This is a genomic window from Vibrio sabulosilitoris, from assembly GCF_055391395.1.
In genome coordinates, this window is record NZ_AP029600.1 from 348,291 (window position 1) to 367,287 (window position 18,997).

Annotated in this window: 19 protein-coding genes and 1 pseudogene; 2 read left to right on the forward strand and 18 right to left on the reverse strand. The window is 45.1% G+C overall.

Translation table 11 applies throughout. The annotated features are described in order from the left end of the window. Positions 1–32 precede the first annotated feature (32 nt). The 16 genes and pseudogenes from ACZ5R2_RS17315 to ACZ5R2_RS17390 all read right to left on the reverse strand — a co-directional run. Positions 33–278 (reverse strand): annotated as a pseudogene (locus ACZ5R2_RS17315) (IS1634 family transposase); the annotation flags it as partial. Between the two features lie 68 nt (positions 279–346). Then, complete coding sequence (locus tag ACZ5R2_RS17320) at positions 347–934, reverse strand: porin family protein (protein ID WP_464903343.1); 588 nt, start codon at positions 932–934, stop codon at positions 347–349. Between the two features lie 145 nt (positions 935–1,079). Beyond that, positions 1,080–1,676, reverse strand: coding sequence for an OmpA family protein (locus ACZ5R2_RS17325; protein ID WP_464903342.1), 597 nt, complete (start codon positions 1,674–1,676; stop codon positions 1,080–1,082). 11 nt (positions 1,677–1,687) lie between these two features. Next, positions 1,688–3,112, reverse strand: coding sequence for a TadE/TadG family type IV pilus assembly protein (locus tag ACZ5R2_RS17330; protein WP_464903341.1), 1,425 nt, complete (start codon positions 3,110–3,112; stop codon positions 1,688–1,690). A gap of 1 nt (position 3,113) precedes the next feature. Next, complete coding sequence (tadF, locus tag ACZ5R2_RS17335; RefSeq protein ID WP_464903340.1) at positions 3,114–3,665, reverse strand: tight adherence pilus pseudopilin TadF; 552 nt, start codon at positions 3,663–3,665, stop codon at positions 3,114–3,116. Further along, on the reverse strand, positions 3,658–4,158 hold the full coding sequence (locus ACZ5R2_RS17340; RefSeq protein WP_464903339.1) for a pilus assembly protein: 501 nt from the start codon (positions 4,156–4,158) through the stop codon (positions 3,658–3,660). The genes tadF and ACZ5R2_RS17340 overlap by 8 nt, the downstream gene beginning before the upstream one ends. Beyond that, positions 4,155–4,907, reverse strand: a complete 753-nt coding sequence (locus ACZ5R2_RS17345) for a tetratricopeptide repeat protein (RefSeq protein WP_464903338.1) — start codon at positions 4,905–4,907, stop codon at positions 4,155–4,157. Before ACZ5R2_RS17345 ends, ACZ5R2_RS17340 begins: the two co-directional genes overlap by 4 nt. Further along, on the reverse strand, positions 4,904–5,791 hold the full coding sequence (locus tag ACZ5R2_RS17350) for a type II secretion system F family protein (protein WP_464903337.1): 888 nt from the start codon (positions 5,789–5,791) through the stop codon (positions 4,904–4,906). The genes ACZ5R2_RS17345 and ACZ5R2_RS17350 overlap by 4 nt, the downstream gene beginning before the upstream one ends. Further along, a complete protein-coding gene (locus ACZ5R2_RS17355) occupies positions 5,788–6,708 on the reverse strand; it encodes a type II secretion system F family protein (protein WP_464903336.1) in 921 nt (306 codons plus the stop codon). Before ACZ5R2_RS17355 ends, ACZ5R2_RS17350 begins: the two co-directional genes overlap by 4 nt. Next, positions 6,705–7,991, reverse strand: coding sequence for a CpaF family protein (locus tag ACZ5R2_RS17360; protein ID WP_464903335.1), 1,287 nt, complete (start codon positions 7,989–7,991; stop codon positions 6,705–6,707). Before ACZ5R2_RS17360 ends, ACZ5R2_RS17355 begins: the two co-directional genes overlap by 4 nt. Beyond that, a complete protein-coding gene (locus ACZ5R2_RS17365) occupies positions 7,991–9,208 on the reverse strand; it encodes an AAA family ATPase (protein WP_464903334.1) in 1,218 nt (405 codons plus the stop codon). Before ACZ5R2_RS17365 ends, ACZ5R2_RS17360 begins: the two co-directional genes overlap by 1 nt. A 14-nt stretch (positions 9,209–9,222) precedes the next feature. Further along, complete coding sequence (locus tag ACZ5R2_RS17370; RefSeq protein WP_464903333.1) at positions 9,223–9,711, reverse strand: hypothetical protein; 489 nt, start codon at positions 9,709–9,711, stop codon at positions 9,223–9,225. Continuing rightward, positions 9,708–11,039 (reverse strand): type II and III secretion system protein family protein, encoded by a 1,332-nt coding sequence (locus ACZ5R2_RS17375; RefSeq protein ID WP_464903332.1) that lies wholly within the window; start codon positions 11,037–11,039, stop codon positions 9,708–9,710. The genes ACZ5R2_RS17370 and ACZ5R2_RS17375 overlap by 4 nt, the downstream gene beginning before the upstream one ends. 14 nt (positions 11,040–11,053) lie before the next feature. Next, positions 11,054–11,848: a Flp pilus assembly protein CpaB gene (cpaB, locus tag ACZ5R2_RS17380; RefSeq protein ID WP_464903331.1), complete on the reverse strand. Its 795-nt coding sequence runs from the start codon at positions 11,846–11,848 to the stop codon at positions 11,054–11,056. Between the two features lie 15 nt (positions 11,849–11,863). Beyond that, the gene (locus tag ACZ5R2_RS17385; RefSeq protein WP_464903330.1) at positions 11,864–12,289 is read right to left on the reverse strand and encodes a prepilin peptidase; all 426 of its coding nucleotides are present in this window, start codon (positions 12,287–12,289) and stop codon (positions 11,864–11,866) included. 34 nt (positions 12,290–12,323) lie between these two features. Then, entirely contained in the window at positions 12,324–12,575 is a 252-nt protein-coding gene (locus ACZ5R2_RS17390; protein ID WP_464903329.1) for a Flp family type IVb pilin, read from the reverse strand. A 736-nt stretch (positions 12,576–13,311) separates the two neighbouring features. On the opposite strand from ACZ5R2_RS17390, the gene ACZ5R2_RS17395 reads away from it, so the two are divergent. Further along, a complete protein-coding gene (locus ACZ5R2_RS17395; protein WP_464903328.1) occupies positions 13,312–13,539 on the forward strand; it encodes a hypothetical protein in 228 nt (75 codons plus the stop codon). Positions 13,540–13,638: 99 nt separating this feature from the next. Here ACZ5R2_RS17395 and ACZ5R2_RS17400 read toward each other — a convergent pair whose 3' ends face one another. Together ACZ5R2_RS17400 and ACZ5R2_RS17405 are read right to left on the reverse strand one after the other, a co-directional pair. Beyond that, on the reverse strand, positions 13,639–16,488 hold the full coding sequence (locus tag ACZ5R2_RS17400; protein WP_464903327.1) for an AAA family ATPase: 2,850 nt from the start codon (positions 16,486–16,488) through the stop codon (positions 13,639–13,641). Positions 16,489–16,876: 388 nt separating this feature from the next. Next, complete coding sequence (locus tag ACZ5R2_RS17405) at positions 16,877–17,785, reverse strand: LysR substrate-binding domain-containing protein (protein WP_464903326.1); 909 nt, start codon at positions 17,783–17,785, stop codon at positions 16,877–16,879. 626 nt (positions 17,786–18,411) lie between these two features. Between ACZ5R2_RS17405 and ACZ5R2_RS17410 the strand changes: the two genes are divergently transcribed. Beyond that, entirely contained in the window at positions 18,412–18,951 is a 540-nt protein-coding gene (locus ACZ5R2_RS17410) for a CBS domain-containing protein (protein ID WP_464903325.1), read from the forward strand. Positions 18,952–18,997 lie beyond the last annotated feature (46 nt).

Below are 18,997 nucleotides of genomic sequence, written 5' to 3' on the forward strand. Positions count from 1 at the left end.
CTGGCTTTTGATTGTTATAACTGTATCTGTGATTAGCGCTGAGCTAAATTCCGGCTCTTAAGTAACCGAGTTTGGCGCTCTTGAAGCCCTGAGATAAATCGTTGATCGCTAATATCTAAGGTATCTAATCCATCGAACTTTAAGAAGACCCTGCGTGCAGTTGGTTTTGATGTTTGCTTGCTCTTTACCATGATCGGGAAGAACTTCTCGGTTAGTCCCAGTTGCTCTCTGATCTTGTAATCAAAGCTGGCATAAGCAAGCAGACTCGATGTTATTACGTCATGAGTCAGCTTGTAGATGAAATGCGAATGCTATCTTGCGCTGGACAAAAGATAGGACTTTAGGTTTAGAAACGGTATTGGATGCCCAAGTTGAAACCACTTTGCTTGGCTTCTAGGTCAACACCCTCGTCAATATCAATTTTAGCAGTGCGATACCCTAGGCTCACTACGAGGTTGTTTTCAAGAATGTAGCCTAACTCAGCACCGTATTGCCAGCCGGTATTGGTGGCACTGTCAGACATGCGATCTCCATCAATGTATACTGTTGCTTTGTTTTTATATTGGCCGAAGCCCGCCAACAAGCCAACATAAACTGGGCTTTGGGGGATTCGAAACTTAGGTCTGACGTTAATCGAAAGACCATAGCCTTCGACTTTCAATATGGTTTGGCCTGCACTTTTATATTTGCCTTCACTTAGCCATCGATATTCTGCCTCAAATCCGATCGATACATTTTTAGTCGGCACCACATCGTAACCAGCATAGATATTAAATGGAAGACCATCGATATCTTGGTCTGCACTCATACCCAACGCTTCAAGCTCTATGGTGTTAAATAAGCCAATATCGACACCGGCATAGAGCCCTTGTAAATCGCTTTCAGCGAATGAGACCATTGGTAATAGTGCGAGAGCGAGTGTTGCTTTTTTCATTGTCACATCCTTGGTAAATTAAAAATACTGTCCGTTTTATGTATCAAATGGGCTTTTACTGGGTTGGTTGAATCTTGTTATTACTCAAAACTAAAGAGACGCCTCATTCAGAGGCATCTCTTGTGCAATGATGGCTTATCATGGGTTAATTTTTTTTGATGTCTACGCGGCGGTTGAGGGCTCGGCCTTGGGCGGTGTCGTTGCTGGCGATTGGCTCGGATTTGCCCTTTGAATCGATGGTCATGCGCTGTTGGTCAATACCACGAATAAATAGGTAATTGTTTACGGCGATGGCTCGACGGGTGCCAAGTGCAATGTTGTATTCGTCACTGCCGATATGGTCAGCATGACCCGTAATGTGCAGTTTAGCCTCGGTTTTTTTCTCTTGTTCACCGACTCGATTGAGAATGTTGGTTGAATTGCGAGTTAAGGCTGATTGATCGAACTCAAAATAGACGCGGGCGGTGATATCGCCGTTTATCAAACCATACTCCGCGCACTCATCACGGTTAAAACGCATTTTGGCCTTGGCGTGGGCCAAGGCATCGGTGGGTTGATAGGCAGAGGTGGTATTCAGTTGCAGTCTTTGGTCTTGCAAGGGCAGTACAGCCACGCCTTCACCAATGTGAACACCATATTCATAGCCGCCATTGATTTGTCCACAATAGTCGTAATAATCGACTTGAGCCAAACCCAAACATGGCAGGGCTGCCAGCGATAACCACAATATTGTCCGTTTCATTATATTATCTCCTATTTACTGGCTGCCGTATCAGGTGTTAGACGGCCGATTTCTTCTGTAATCAGTTCGAGAATCGCATTGAGAATTTCGTCGCGGTTATTGGCTTGATAGACATTATCATTACCCACACACGCACGAAGGGCAGCGTTTGTCGTCAGCACGTTGTAATCAAAGCCGATTAGCGCAATTTTGGCGTGGATATCATTCTCAGGTTCGCTGAGTGCATTGCGAATCACCTCACACAAGCCTTTCTCTTGTAAGACAGGAGTGATGCCTGCGGGAGTATCGATACCATCAGACAGAATAATTAACAGTCTGCGGTCATTGGCGTTACCTGCGGCAATCCTTTGTTTAAAAATTTGCCCTGCGCGGATGAGCCCTTGGTACGATGCGGTGTAACCCGAGGGGTAAAACGACCTGACGGTTGTTTCAAGCTGCTCAAAATCGTGGGTAAAGCCGAGATCCCAAAAAAAAGGGATGGTATAATTTTTGTCGTACTCGTCATGCGAGCGTTTTAAATTACGGTAGTTGAGGGCGCAACCAAGCTCTTCACGATATTCGTGTTTGCCCTTATCGCCATGTATATCTCTCAAATCGATCTCATGTTGGTAAAAGAACGGAACGCCATTGGACAGTAGGGGGTTTAGCCAGTTGTCCACGGTTTGCTGAGCCTCTTCACCAGTAATGCTACGTTTATAACCAGTTGGCAACCGATAGCTCATAAAGCAGCGTCGATCGTCTATAGTTCCATCTTTTTCAAATGGAACCGTCGCCTCCATTGGGCTGGTATAGCGGTTGTAAGGAATAAAAGCCACGTGGTTTTTATCGTCGGTATGCAGCTCGTTATATTTTTGCAGCTCTTTAAGGACATCAGACACCACATCAAACAGGTCCTTATACTTCCTTTGACTGCCCCCGTTCCAGTTGTTTTGCATCGACCCCGAAAAATCGGCAACCAATGCCACATCAATCGCCCGGTTTTGGAACTTATTGACGACTGAACGTCCACTCACACTATAGCTGTCAGGCATAGTATTTAAGTCACCCTGAAACCAAGGGCGAAGCTCAGTATTGGTGACCACTTCGTATTGATAATAGCGATTACCACCTTGTTCAAGGTTTGCAACGCATTCAGGGATCTGGTCGCAGTGTTTTTTGATGATATCGATATTATTGACGTCAAAATCCTGCGATAGATATGCACTTAAATAGTTGTGTACTAGGGCTTTAGCTTCAGTGAGATCGATATTGCTATCGGTGTCGACAGTACGAGCCGATACCGCTAGGCTGGCCGCCTCTGTCGCATCCAATAAGCGCGCCTTTTCTTGCAGTGCTTTGGTCGCATCGGTGCCGAGGACAAAAATACCAAACAGAGCCGGGACCATGATGGCAAAGAGGATGGCGGCGGTGCCTTTTTGCTTCGCTAAACTGATCATATTATCTCCCTATGATCACTGCAGATGAAGACACATGGCGGAATTGGTCTGAGCCGATGACTTGCCCAAACCAGCTACCGGTTTCGTAGCACAAGGTGATGCGATACAAGCGTGCATTGCGCCCCCAACTTGTGACAACCCCAACCTGGTCTCTTATTTGCGCGAGGCTTTGCGTTGGGCGACAGCTGCTTGATGCTGCGCCACTTGGCACAAACTGATTACTCGCGAGCGCGGTGGTGCCATCATAAAGTTGTTCTTCAACTAAGCCGCTAAAGCGATTGCTCTGATAATTGCCCGTTGTTCTTGCCAGAGAATCACTAAGTAGGGAAAATACTCGATCGACATCTTGCTGCGTCAGTTCATCGACATTGGCATAGAGTTGAGTGCGCTCTTTGATGATGCTGACGGCTGAAAATGACAAGCGATCAAGCTTTCCTCTCATTGAAAGCTTGACCACGATATCACCGGTAAACGACAGTAATAGTGACAGGACGGTGGCTACTAATGCCAATTCGACCGTAAATGCCCCGGATACTTTGCGTGGGCTAGCCATTCGAGTAATCAAACTGATCCCTCTCATATTCTTGCACCACCATGACCTCTCGGCGAATAGACATGCCATCGGTGACGAAATAACTAAAAATGGTGTTCATTTGATAGGACAGCGAGTAAATGGTAATGACCCCGCCTTTGACTTGACCACAACTGGCGATCTGCTCGCCCTCTGTCGGCGAACACTCTTCCCTAAAGTCGTCGTCAAACAGTGTTTGAATATCGGCATAATGGCGCATTGATAAGCGAAAGTTGTCTTTATCAACCAAGTTACGCCAAATGACATTATCCTCAGTAATGCGAGCGATCACATGTTGTCCATAATCATCAGACAAACGTTTTGACGAGCGAGAAATCTCAGCAATGGCAAGGTCAGAGATGGCATTAACATAAGAAAGGTAGCTCATCTCGACCCAACACATTATCATCAACCAGAAGGTAAGAAAGCCGAGAGAGAACTCTACAGTGATTGAGCCGCGGGAGCGTTTATTCATAACTCCGCCTCAGGTGGTGCGATCAGTTGATTGATCCTTTGCTTGACCTCAGGATATTGATCGCTGTCGAGCATATCATTGACCAAGACAGGGAACATTGGATGCTTATCCTGCATAGCGAGCGCAATAATTAGATTCACTTTAACTCGATCGTCAGCTTGACCGCTATGGTAGATTGGCAGCAACTTGCGGCTGGCGTCTTGATAGCGATGCTCAAGGATGTCAACCATGGCTAAGTTGTTGATCACTACCATGTCATTAAAGTGCAAGACTCGGGTTTTATTCAGGCTTTCACGAGCATTGAGGTAGTCTCCATCATAGGCAAAGGCGACCCCCAACAGGTTGTAGGCTTTGGCATTGTCGGGAAAGTCCGCCAGCTCCGCCTTGAGGTAATCACGCGCCTTAGTCATTTGGTTATCGTTAAAGAAGACCAAACCACGCGTGTAATTTAAGTCGAACGTTTTGGGTGTGTCGTTGGGAATATGTTGCAAATAGAAATGTGCAGAATCGATATCCCCGTTGTGCACATAGGCATCAATGAGTTTGATGCGCATTGCAATGTTATCGGCATTTTCAGGTTTAGATAATTGGTCCTTATACAGCTGGATGAGGGCCAGGTAGTCCTTATTGGTGATGAATACACCCTCACTGGCTTCAAATTCGGTGACGCTGGAAATTTTGGGCTCTTCAGGCTGGGGTGACGCGCAACCAATAAGCACAGTAACAAGTAAACAAGTCATCTTTTTCATAGCGCAATCCTCATTAGGCCAGGCGCAGCGATCAGTACCACCACCGGAAGCATCACGAACAGGATCAAAGGAACGGACATTTTTGAGCCGAGCTTACCGATTTTCTCCTCCATCACCAGCATTTGCTCTTGGCGAATATCCTCGGCCAAGGTGGTGAGTATTTTGTAGATACTCGCGCCATAGCGCAGGCTTTGTTTTAAGGTCATGACAAAGGAGCGAAATTCTGGTGTGGGCACATCTTGATATAGGCTATCGAGCGCCTGTGCCATGCCAATCACTTTAGCGTTATCGTTGAGTCGTTTGAGTAAGAAGCTGAGGTCCTGATCGAAGGCTGCAAACTCACTGGATAAATAGCGAACGGCAGCCTCAATAGTCATGCCACTTTGGACACAAATCGCCAAGAGGTCAGAAACATAAGGCAGTAATGATGATAACTTTCTTTGCAGTGCTTGTTTGCGCGAGTTGAGAAAAACATCGGGCGCTATGGTGGTTAGGATAAACCATATGGCGACAACGCATACCACCGTCAGTGTTGAGTATTTTGTAGCATAGAGTAGATAAAACCCACCGGCACCGCAAAGAAACACTATGTACTTTATCGGCGTAATAAAATTCGCATAACGGGTGTTATAGAAGCCTGCGGAGATCAGCTTATCTTTCATTTCTGACTCATTACTTTGGGTGATTTCAATCCCGGAGTTCGCGACCGAATCAAACAACCGTTCAAATCGGTTTTGTTTGCCACGATGGGGGTGGATACCATAGCGGGTTAAGAGCTTTTGTCGCTGAACCATTTGCACGCCTTGGTAAATAAACAATACGAGCCCGGCGAGAGCAACAAACAGAAGCAAAAACAGCTGGATATGTAAGGATGAGATGGTCACTGAGTCGCTCCTTTCATCAACAGCCAGATGATGCCAAGCCCAATGAACTCGCTGATTAGCATGTAATACAGCACCGGTCGCCCGGCCTCATGGAACATAATGAACTCAAAATTATCTGGCGTTATGAACTGCATAAAGACCAAGAACAAAAAGGGTATGGCAGCGACAATCTTGGCCGAGCCGCGTGCTTCTGAGGTCAGGGCAAGCTTCTTTTTTTCGATGGTACGCCCGTTGAACATCAGTCGATTGAGTCGGGAAATGATGTCTTTGAGCTGTCCGCCATGGTTCATATTGGCGCGTATAGTGATGACAAAAAAATAAAAGTTGCGATATGGAAAGCGCTGGCACGATTTATTGAACACTTGATCGGGGCTTTCACCGATTTGCAATCGATCACTGATGCGCTTGAACTCTTCTCCAACTGAGCCTGTCATGGTTTCACCGACATAGCGGATAGCATGCACTAAGCTCTCGCCAGAAGAGACTGCGCTCGACAGCATGTTGAGTGCGTCGGGAAAGGCTTGGTTGAATGCCTTATATTCGCGCTGCTTTAGCCACTGGAACAGCATGATGACACCGAAAGCAATAATAATTCCCCCAACGATATAGGGATTGCCACGCACAAAACGGTGATTAAACTCGATAGAAAACAGCGCTAGGCCAGCAATGACCAGACTTATCTTGAGCCACGCTAGCTTGCCAGCTTGTCGATAAGCATTGGCTATGGTGTCAAATTGACGTTGAAACCAGTTGCGATGAAATAAGGCATCAAAGTTGATCCCAAGCTCTTCCTCTATTGCGTCGTGAAGATGCTCTGGCTTAGCGGCCTCGAGATAGTGATGACCGGGACTCTTTTCGCGCCACGCAATGATCAGCAATAGCAAACTAAACAACAACAGGAGCAGATAGAGGATCATATCGCCTCCAGTTCAGGTTGTGCTAACTTGCTCAATTCGTTGTGTAGGCCGAAGAAGGCCGCTTTTTCATACAAAGCGGAACGCTTCATCAAGCCATGGGTGACGAATTGACCCGTGATACGGTTTTGTGGGTTGTCGTGCACAGAGGGAACAAAGCGATAAATCTCGTCCATTACAACGCTGTCCCCTTCAAGGCCAACAACCTCACTGATGCTCATGATCTTGCGGCTGCCATCGTGCAAGCGGCTGACTTGAACAATAATATTGACTGCACTGACGATGGTTCGACGAATCGCTTCGAGTGGTAGGTTGTTGGTTGCCATCATGACCATTGATTCTACCCGCGCAATCGCATCGCGCGGTGAGTTGGCGTGTAGGGTCGACATCGAGCCATCATGGCCGGTGTTCATCGCCTGAAGCATCTCAAATGCCTCACTGCCACGACACTCACCGACAATGATGCGATCTGGTCGCATGCGCAAGGCATTGATCACCAGATCGCGCTGAGTGATCTGGCCGGTATTCTCGATACTGGCTGCGCGGGTTTCCAAACGCACCACATGTGGCTGCTGGAGCTGCAACTCACAGGCATCCTCTATAGTGACGATGCGCTCTCGGTCTGAGATAAACGCCGATAAGGCGTTAAGTAGAGTGGTTTTTCCTGAGCCGGTGCCTCCGGAGATCAGAATATTCAGCCTACAGCGCGCGGCTACCGAGAGCAGTTTGGCCATTTCGACGGTCATAGAGCCGAACTCGCAGTATTTTTCAAAATCGAAGCGGCTCTTTTTGAATTTACGAATCGAGATCGAAGTGCCGTCTACCGCAAGCGGGGGGATCACGATATTGACACGGCTCCCATCGGCAAGGCGGGCGTCACACATGGGTGATGAATCATCGACACGGCGGCCAATGTTGCCAGCGATGCGCTTGGCAATATTAACCAGTTGCTGCTCATCAATGAATTCAACTTGAGTTCGCTCAACCATCCCCTTACGTTCAATATAAATACTTTGTGGGCCATTTATCATGATATCTGAGATCTCATCATCATCGATAAGGTCCTGCAGCGGACCTAAACCCACCAGCTCATCGATTAAGCTTTTGACGTAATCACTGCGAATAGCATTGGGTATTGACCACTGCTCGTTGTCGATGATGACGTTGACCGCTCGGCTCAACTGATCGGCCAGTTGCATGCGGGAGAGTTTATCGATTGCCTCAGCATCAATCACTTGAAAGATCTGTTGCCGAATAGAGGTATAGATAGATTTCGCATCAGCCATCAGTTACCCCTCGAAAACAAGCTAAAGCGAGTTTTTTTATTGCTACGGCCTAAGATCTTCGCTGAGAGTTGCTGTAGTCCACGACCAAAGGAGGAGCTGAGCAACTTTTTGTTATTGTTATGAATAATCAGCTGATTAATCTGCTTAAGGTGGGGCAAAACAATATCTATGTCTTGATTTAAGTGGGCCTTAACCTCCTCGAGTGTAACCGTTGCATATTTACTTGGCATAACATAGTTGACCACCAAAATGATGCGAGGGGGAGTGCCGCTCGCACTTTCGGTTATGGTCTGTTTAAGAAGACCGGCATCGCGAAGTGATGAAACAGTTGGTGATACAATCATAATAACGGTATCGGTTGCATCACTAAGGTTTGGGTTATGAAAAGCGACTGACATTGGAAAGTCTTCAATAATGAAGTTAGCCTCAAAAGCAAGATGGTCGGCAACGGTCTTGGTATAGTCGCTCAGTTCAGTTAGAGCCTTGCTTTTTGATGTCAATGAAAGCAGTGACAAGGAGGATTTGGCCTGCTTGAGCATACTGTGTGCTGAGGTTTGATCAATACCCGTACCAAATGTCGATACCGAGATATCGCGCTTTTGGAAGTCTGCCAGCCCCATCATGATATCGAGATTACCGCCCCAATAGTTGTGGTCGACCAAGACACATTGTGACAAGTTCTGATGGGATAGCACCTTACTTAACTCACTGGCGATTAGGGTAGCACCGACTCCGCCTTTCGAGCCAATAACTCGAATCCGTTTAGCTTGGCGCTGCGGCAGGCCAACCTCTTTTTTGCCCGTGGTACTGTTGGCATTGGAGAGGAAGCTGATAAACTCATCGGCTGCTACCGGCCAGAGTACGTAGTAGAAGCCTAGCTCCCTCAACTGGCGGATGATAGTAATGGTATTTTCGGTGCCAATAATGACCACGCGGGCACTGGTGGGAATGATGCTACTGAGCTTGAGCGCCTCTTGATGGATATTGTTTGCCTGGGTAAAGTCGAACATTAGCAGACCAAGCTCGTGCTCGCTTTTTGATTTCAGTACGGCCTCTTCACTATAAGGTTTGACGACAGTGAGGGGTAAGCCCTCAAAACGAAATGCTTCTTGCACAAAGTTCAAACCTTGTTTGGATTGATAAAACAAAGCACTGGCGAGGCTGCTCTGCTTATTACTATTAGTGGAAGTGGTGAGCTTCTCGACGAGTTCAAACATAACTATCTCCCTCGTTAGTCGATAATCGCGGCTTTGTCTGGGTTCACGAGGGACTTCCAGCGTAAACCTTCGACATAACACCCGATCACGGGCTGCGTACTAAAGTTATCAACCAAGGCTCGTTCACACACGGGCGTGATGGCTTGGTAGCTGCGAACGGCGACTTGCAAGTCAGCGCTATTTTCTAACGGCTCAGCCATGGGGCTAACCATGATCTGCTCAAGGGTCAATCCCATCACATTTAATTTTTTTTGATAGTCTAATGCCATTTGCTTGCCGGCATTGGTATGCCAATAAAAGTGGATCTGGCGCGGTGCAATGATATGCCAATGGGCCGAGATAAAGGCATCAAGCTTCGCTTTGGCATTGGCTTGTTCAACATTGATCAGGCTAAGCTGGTACTGAACTGGGACTAGGCTAATATCAGGTCCGCTTGATTGAGGTGCGACACAGCCCGTGATGATAAGCAGTGATATTGCTACTGGGAGTACAAGGTATCTCATAGTTTGAATCCTCCTTTAGCGAGCGTGTTGTCTATCCAAGGCACGGTTTCGTCATCGGCTTCAATCTTGAAGAAGCGATTGAGCGTTGATGTACGTTTAATAGTTGGGATTTGAATCTCGTGAGCCATGACCGGCTGGACAAGGTTAACCGTGGCAACAATGATGAGTTCAGTTTTGCTGCGTTCTGTCAGGGTATGGCGAAACAGGGCGCCAATCACAGGAATGTCACCGATATAAGGGATACGGCGCAGGAGCTCTTTGTCTTCTGTATTGATTAAGCCTGCGAGCATAAAGCTTTGCCCATCAGCCAGCTCAATGGTGGTGCGCGCACGGCGAGTCTTTAGCGCGGGAATATTGTAATAGTCATTGGCAAATTGAGCATCTAAAGCACTGACTTCTGGCATCAATGCCAACATGATCTTATCGTCTTGTTCGACCTTTGCCGCGATATCGAGCTTTATACCAAATTCTTTGTATTCGACATTGGTGGTATTATCAATAAAGGTTACGACTGGCAACTCACCACCGACCAAAAAGCTGGCGGTTTCACCACTGATCACCGACAGGTTAGGTTCGGCCAACACTTGACCAACGGTATCGTCACCTATCGCTGAGATCACCGTGACGATATCACTGGCGGTAAATTTGGTTAGGGCATTAACAAATGTACCAGCACCAATGCCTTCAGTGCCGAGCTGAATACCAAACTGCTCAATAAATGAGTGAGAGACCTCAGCGATGGTCAGTTTAACGTTGACCTGTCGAGTGAGGTTGACCTCAATCTGATTAACAAGTCCAGGATAGGAACGTTTGGTTAGATAAGGCAATGGATACTCGCCTGACGAGCCATCGCTGTTGTCCTCCCATGCGAAGGTCTCAATCGTTGCCGGTTTTGCCATTAACTCGCCAACGAACTGGTGGATCTGATCTTTTTCGCGCTCGCTTGATACCGTGCCGCTTAAGACGGTTTGCTCGGCTATGTTGAAAACCGAGACCTCGGCATGTGGAAAGTGCAATTGCAGTTGCTGCTGGATATTGACCAGACTCTTATTGACCTGTATTTGACGAGATATTAGCGTATTTCCTTCTTTATCAAAGATGATCAACGCACTGTTACCCTGATTTTTGCCAAAGATCACCACCTTGTTAGCATTAACAACTTGATAGTCCGCAACCTTGTCATCTGAGATAAAGACCGTACCAACATCAGATTTGAATCCAAGCGAATGGGCTGAGCCTTGGTTGAGGTTAAGTACGCGCATCGCGTGGGTGCTCGGACTCAACCCAAGCGTAACAAGCAACAGTACAAAGACATTTAGGTATTTCATAAGGTCTCCGGAAATTATTTAATGACCGTCTTTTCGGCCCTGAATTCAGTCACTGAGCGGAAATTGGGTAACACATCCCCGGAGTTGGCGCGCAGCATACTCGCGCCGTCTTCACCAATGGACTTATGCACCTCTAAAGACGCGAGCTGTTTAGCGATGGTTAGCTTGGCAACTTGGTTACGGGTCAGCTCTAAGATTAAGTTCACCTTTCTGGCTTTATTTTCCGTTGCCTGTTGCTCAATCACTTGTAAGACAGGAATCGAGACCAAAATAGGCCTTAGCTCGAGGGTTTTGTCGCTATTGCCCACTTCGCTATTGCGAGCGAGGTTATTGTCGGTCGAGGACAAAGCAACGATGTCTACTTCAGTGCTGTGGTTGATGATGCCGCCGACAATAGAGTCGGGTGGTACCACCATAGGGAAGGGCACATAGCCGTCGCGAATCGTCAGATCGACAAAACCGTCTTGATCGGGTGCAATAAAGTCGTCTTGGCTAACGTAGCGCTCTTGGCTGATATCACGGCGGGCGATCATGCCGGGTCTAATTTTCAACTCGATATCTTGGTCAAAGCCTTGATAGTGGGCTTCATTGATGTCGATGTTTTTAATTGCCAAGTGGTCCCTCGTGACTTCTTGTCCTTGAGTTAAGGGGAGCTTGGTATACCAGAGTTTGATCTGCTCTGGTTGGTGATCGTTGACTGGCTTAGTAACCACTTGGTCTTTTTGTTGTTGCTGGAGGATATTGGATAACCCAAACGCTCCAACAGCGACCATGACCATTGCTAAAAGCGTTAGTATTCTTGATTTCATAGCAATCCGTTCTCATTATGAAGCTATTATGCCCAATAAACCTGCAATAGAAATTGGGACTGCATAGGGTACTGAAGAGGCCATATCTCTGTGGTGTAGTTTGTCTATTAAACTAATTATTGCTGCGACTACCCCGCCAATTAAAAACATCACAAGTAACACTGGGAGGAATAACTTGGTGCTGATAAAGAGTGACAGAATTGCCAGTAATTTTAAGTCTCCCCCACCAAATAGTTGTAGAGGGTAAAGCAATAAACCCAGTAAAGAACACCATGCAAAGTTGGTAAAAGAGAGTGTGTCTAGCTGGTTTATACAGGATGTTATTAATAGTACAAATAACATGATAAGGCTGAAGTTATGTATTTTTCTGTATTTTATGTCAACGACAGAAATAAAAAACAACATTGGTATTAAAAGCATAACTTCAGCCGCTATAGTCATAAATAGAGATGATAACGAATATATCTATTTAGGCTTATCCTGCAGGGGGAGGTGTAGAGCCACCTGCAGCAGCATCTGTCATTGCGCCTGCTACTGAATCGATCGCAGTTTCCATCGCTTCACTGAGCCCACCGTTTACGATCACGGCTAAGACAATCGCTGCCATTGCAGCCGCAATAAGCGCATATTCCACAGCGGTTACACCGCGCTGGTCTTTAAGTAGTGATTTGCATTGACCTAGCCAGAAGTGTACCGATGCCCCGACTTTTAGGTATAAACTGTTCATAGTAAATCCTTTATATATTAATAATGAGTGTCATAGGCTTTCTAATCAGCGCTGGAAATCTTTGTGCTAGCGTGATTAGAGAGTTATTACGTTGTTCTGTGATGCCCACTATAAAATCGCTGGAAAGGGTTTTCAGTATCACTTACTTGTTAGAATTGGGTGTATGATGTTGCAATACTGTTGATTTGATTGTTATTGTTGTTTATATTCAATGGCTTATGATGAGTGGGTGGCATGGTGTTAAAAAGATGCTTGCGATATGATACGCAACTGATACCCAAAAGATACCATACTGATTCGAAATAATCCGAGTATTAACTGACACACCAGCTATATTTGTAGGGTAAATCATGTGCTTGTGCATATAGATAAAATTAACATTTATAAGGAGTGTGTATATATCTAAATATTATAGTGTTAAATGATGGGTTAATTGTCTGATTTGAAGTTATGGATATTGTTCGATATTTGCTAAAGGTGACTTGTTAATCGGCTTGTCAATCTTGTGAGCTTATAAGTAAATGAAAGATTAATAATTAATTAGTCATTAGTTAAGGGATAAAGTTACCTCGATTTATCTAGTCAGTTTGGGTGATAATAGGAATAAAAATAAGCTAGCTGCCTACCATGGTCGCCACCCATACTGAATTAGAACGCCTGAAGCATGATTATATGGTAGTACTTTGTCTAGGTACGGCATACCCGATATGATTTGCGACTGTAATCTGTTGTGTAAGTGGAAAATATATGTCGTATTTGTCAGTCAGTTGGCGCTCGAAACTGGGATGAGAGAGGAAAATATCGTACGCCTGTGTATTTGTTACCAACCTTATCCGAGGCGGAGTTAGAAGTCACGACAGAGAGTATTGTCTTAATTGATATAACACGCTCTGCTGAGCCTTTTGATCGCACACCAATTGGTGGTGACGACCAAGCCGGAGTATACAGCTTCCGTACCTGTTAGTGGTTTGGTCAATATCGTTGTTATTGACCAAATGATGTGCAAGCATGCGTTTGCCGTCAAAGGATCAAGCTCACCAGCAAGGAGGATGTCGCCTGCCTGCTATGCTGTCATCTCAAGGCTGCTTTCTAAATAATCGGCAATGATTGTTCGTTGACGTGGTGTGCAGAGCGGATGATTAAGTGCAACTTGAATTTGCTCGGGATGATCGTGACTGATGGCCCTAAGTGCCAAGAGCTCCGGTAGGTAACAATCGGTGTGGTGGTTAAGACATTTACTCACTGCTGTTTCGGTAAATTTCGCTGCGGTATCAGTTTGTTGGTGCCGGAGTAAAGCTTCACCAAGCACAACTGCATATACGCTATAACTCAGTTCACCGCCAGCATTGGTCATCAGTACTTCGTAGGCATGCACAATACTAGTTAGGCATTTGGGGTCATGGGTGGTGAGATCATCAGCCCAGCCAATGATGAGACGTGCCAATCCACGATAGTAGTAATAATTCTTTTCGTGGCTTAATTGATAAAGCTTCAGAGCGTAATCTCTAGCGTTTACTGGGTCACGACGTTGCCAATAATGTAGTGTTGCGCTCTGATAGGCAATGGCACGGTTGAAGCATGATTCGAGACTGTCAGCTGTCAATAGCATCTCTTCAAGAACACTATGGCTGTCTTGATGCTCCATCATGGTCTTACTTATAACTAAGATATGATAGGGTAGCATTCGCGGATCTTGGTCGTGAAATACTTGATAGCTTTCAAGGTCATCTTGTGCGAATAGACTGAGTGCCTGATTGGCATAATCAATTGCTTCTTGATGCTCTCCTAGCCAAAGCTTTGTATTGGCGAGAGAGGTAAAAATCATCGCTTGGTAGTAGCTGTTATCAAATTGGGAGGCTAATTGTTGGATTTTTTGCACATAGCAGTAGGCATTAGTAATTTGGCTGTTTGAGATATTATAAGCCCAGAGACCAAACAGTGTTTCGATATGTCGGCTGGTGGCCGAGACCAACTCACATTGTTGCAGGATGTCTAAGTAAAGGGATTCAACTTTACTGTATCCCCAACCAAATTTAAGAGTGTAAAGTTTCACTAACAACAGCTTTAGCTCGATCTCTATATTGCTGGTATAGTGAACATCGACTTCGTTACTGAGATCTTGGGTGCATGGTTTGAGAGTATTTAATCCATAGATAATAGATTTCTCAGCCTCTTCATGGAGGTTTTGTTCGAGATAGTGATGGGCTATATGTGAGCTACACCAAGCCACTTTAGCGGGACAATTTGCACAACTATAGTGATGCTGGGCACTTTGCCAATCTTTAAGTGTTAATGATCCTGAATCTAAGGTGGTGATTTTGGCAGCAAGTCGATGACTTTTGTTCATTCTATCTCTATCAGTAAGCTCGATAATCGCATGTTTGATGAATTTATTGGCGATGGTAAGCTTTTGGTCGTCCAGATAACGAATTAAACCTAATGATGCAAGAACATCCAAATTTATTTCTTCGTTACAGACTGTTTTGATATCGCAAAGGTTAATCGGTTTCCCATATAAAGCCAGTCCTAGAATAAATGTGACTTGATTGTGCTCAAGCGAGGAGAGCTTACTTTGAACCAATAACCGGAGACTCTCTTCTACATCTTTGCTTTGTGGTGAAAGCATCATTCTCAGATATAGGGGGATACAACCAGAGCTATCAAGAATATTTTTTGCGACTTGAGGCGATAGGCGAAGTTTCTTGGTTAAGTCCTGATAGCATGACGCTTTATCGAGTGGGGCGGCTGATAAGCAATAGTCAATGATAACCTTGCTCTCAATTCTAGAGATATTTTTACTTTCTGCAGCGACAATAATCGCGAGTGCGCCCGTAGTGATTGATCTCTGCACTTTCCGGAGTCTTTGTAACAACTCATCATCACAGTCATCGATGTTGTCTATAATAACTAATACACGACTTCCCTTGCTCTGCTGGGAGAAGTTAAGGGCAATCTCTGCCAATGACCACCAGTCGATATTTTTTCTATAGATGTCAAAATAAGAGACAGAAGCACCTTGGTGAAAATAGTAGCGCCCTATTTCCTGTAAAATACGGCTTTTACCAATGCCAGAGTCTCCATGAAGGACTGTAAGGCTTGGATCACCGCTATCAAAGGTTTGGTCAATAACTTGCTTGAGCGAAGCGAGTTCTTTATCCCGACCAATAATCTCAACATAGGGCTGTTTGTCAAAATGAAACTCATCATCTAATGACCAAAGTGTGTAATGAGATTGCACATTGATGGTATTAAAGCAGAAGTATCGGTCGAAAAGCAGCTTAATACTTTCACTAACGATCAAGCGATTGGTCGGGATGAAATTGATTAGTTGCGATACGTTTGCAAGTTGTGCTTTTCCAGCTTCAAGTGCTGCCTCATTATTATCGGCTTGCAACGTGGTCGCGTAGCATGTGAATGGATGAATCAGAGTTGTGAATTGACGTGCTGCAAAAAAAATATCTCTAATTTTATATATGATATTATCAGTACCGTGCGTGGCTTTGGCATCGACTTCTATTACATAAATACTGATAGGGTAGTGTTCACTATATGAGTGGTCAGTAAGCTTCTTAAATTTGGAGGTTAGAAATTGATTAAGACTCCGATCTGAGGTAAGTGTGGCAACGAGTAAAAATAATTTATTTCTATTGTCCTGTGCCGGTACTTGTACGTCACCATAGTGTTCTTTTTCAATGCATAGCTCTTTTACTTCTACATTATAGAAGCGAGCAATATTATTTGCGGTTCGGATGCTGATTGGACGACTAGTTTCTGCCCGTTTAATTGTTGAAATAGAAACACGGATATATTGTTGTTCACAAGCTTCTACTAATGCTTCTTGACTTAAGCCTTGTTGTTGACGTAGTTGTTTTAGTTTTTTGCTGTTTAAAACTAGCTTATTGATTTTTGTCATACGCTTGTATCTCTTCCATAAGCCGCAAGCTTGATGAATTGTGATATTCGTTCAAATGTAAGTTCATATAATTACATACAATTGCATATAATTACATATAGTTAAGCTTATAGTAAGATAATTGTTGATAAAATTGATGGGCTTTAAGAAAACAAGAGAATTTGTTTATGCTTTTATCAAGCAGAGTGTGATTGTTGTAGTGATATATAAATAAATACACACAAAATATGATATTGACGCTAGCAGATAGTTTTTCATCCAGTATCACCAATTCAGTAGTAAGGTTTCGGAGCTTGCTTTAAATGTTGCGTGGCGCCATCTACTTATCACCAAGTAGTTCCGGTGCGAATATTAGCCAAAGCGATGGGCGGCCATGGCCGCCCATCGCTTACTTTACCTCAATCTTGCGATTTTTGAGCATACGGTGAGCCTCTCGTTTGATACACTCAATCAGTGGGTGATCATCCATCTCAGCTCGCCAGATAAATGAAATGGCGCGGTCCATTTTCAGCTCAGGTACGTTTAAGGCCGCAAGCTCGCCACGCTTAATCGAGGGTGCAACATCAAGGTAGGGCAAACAGGTCAGGTATTTACCATTTTGTACCATGGTGCGGATCACAGGGACATGGTTGTACTCGCGCCATACATCCAAGTCAGGGATCAGTGGGACCATTGCACTCTCGAAGATCTCGCGTGTACCCGCGCCACCCTCACGCAGGATCCATTGGGCATGCTCGAGTTGGGCTAAGCTCACGCGCTGATTTTTAGCATAAGGGTGGTGAGAGGCACTGACAATCACTAGGTGATCTCGACACCACTCTTCTTGATGAGTGCGGTTATCATCACAGCGGCCCTCGATGATCCCAAGGTCATACTTATAGTTAAGCACCCCTTCAATCACCCCTTGGCTACTTTTGACCTCAAGCCCGGTGCGGATTTCCGGAAAGTCACTATCAATTGTACTGATAAGCTCTGGTACCAAGTGCTCTGCCGGTGTTTGGCTAGCGCCAATGCTAATACTGCCGCTAAGTAGGTGTTGATCGTAAAATCCAACCTCGATCTGCTCAGCATCTTGTAATAGACGTTTCGCTCGCGGACGCAACCAATTTCCCCAGTGACTCAGGCGCATATCTTTGCCTTGGCGAATAAACAGATCACGACCCAGCAGTTTTTCTAACTGGCTGAGTGACATACTGGCAGCCGATTGGGTTACGGCAAGTTTATCAGCCGCTTGGCTAACACTGCCGAGTTCGGCTACCGCATCAAATACCGCTAGTTGTTTTAACGAATAACGCACTATTACTCCTTTTGACTACACCAAAACTAGTTCCCAGCTCAACCAGAAGATCGCGATGCAGCGTTGAATTTCGCGTAGGTTAAGGTGAGTAAATTTAACAATTGAAACTTGTCGATATGACGACCTGAGTATATCACGAATTGGCGGCAATTTACTCATCGACCCATGGTAACAAGTACCTGTCATGGTGCATTTTTCGCCAGTGGACTCAACTCGATTTGAGTGTTGAGTTCAGATAAGCAAGGTTACACATTGTTGCATTTGAGCAGAGTAAGCTTACCCAAATGGAGGGGCAAAGCAGCGAAATTTTACATTATAAGAGAAAGTGATAGAGCCTAAAGCCCCGTCAATAAAGGGCTGGGAGCTTTTAGTAGCGAATACTTAACGTGCGATTTGTTGGATAAAAACAGCTCAAATCAGTTCTATTGATAGATCGGGAATCGAACCAAACTTTGATTTACGACAAAAGTAATTATCAGAAAAATTGAATTAGAGATTAAATTAAATCAATTTTACTAATATAATGCCCCTCGGTAACCTACTCATCGGCAGCGCAAAGAGCCTGCTTTTTAGTTAGTTCGAAACGAATTACGACAGCGGTGTTGGCTTTATATTAGGAGATTGTTATGAGTGCTTTGCTTACCGTTAGAGATATTGTCAATTCTCAAGCCCCTACTTTTAGTGTGGATACCCCTTTGTCTTCGGCAATCGACACGTTGATTGAACACCAAACCAATGGTGCCCCTGTATTGGATGCAGAAGGTCAGTTGGTGGGGTTCTTGTCAGCGCACGATGTGATGGTAGAGATGTGGTGTCAGGACTATTTACCTGACTACACAGTAAAAGTCGACCATCTAATGAAAACAGATGTGGTGACAATGAACCTTGAAGACCGTCTAACTGACGCTCTTGAGGAGTTGGCACTGGATAAGGAGCAACTGTATCCAACTAGCGGCATGGGCTATGCAACTCAAATGACCACGCTTTCACTTGAAGAGCGTGCAAAATCTATCAAGGTCAATAAGCCGCAGATCCTGCCAGTACTCGACCAAGGTCAGTACGTGGGGGTTGTTTCTCGTCAAGAAGTGTTGAAAGCCCTTCGCTCACTGTTCAATGACTCACCGAGTCAAACAACAGAAGCAACGGCGCCTGCAAACGTGGCGTAGTTACCCGTCTAACTTAATAATTCGCTCACGGCTTTGCCATCGCTAG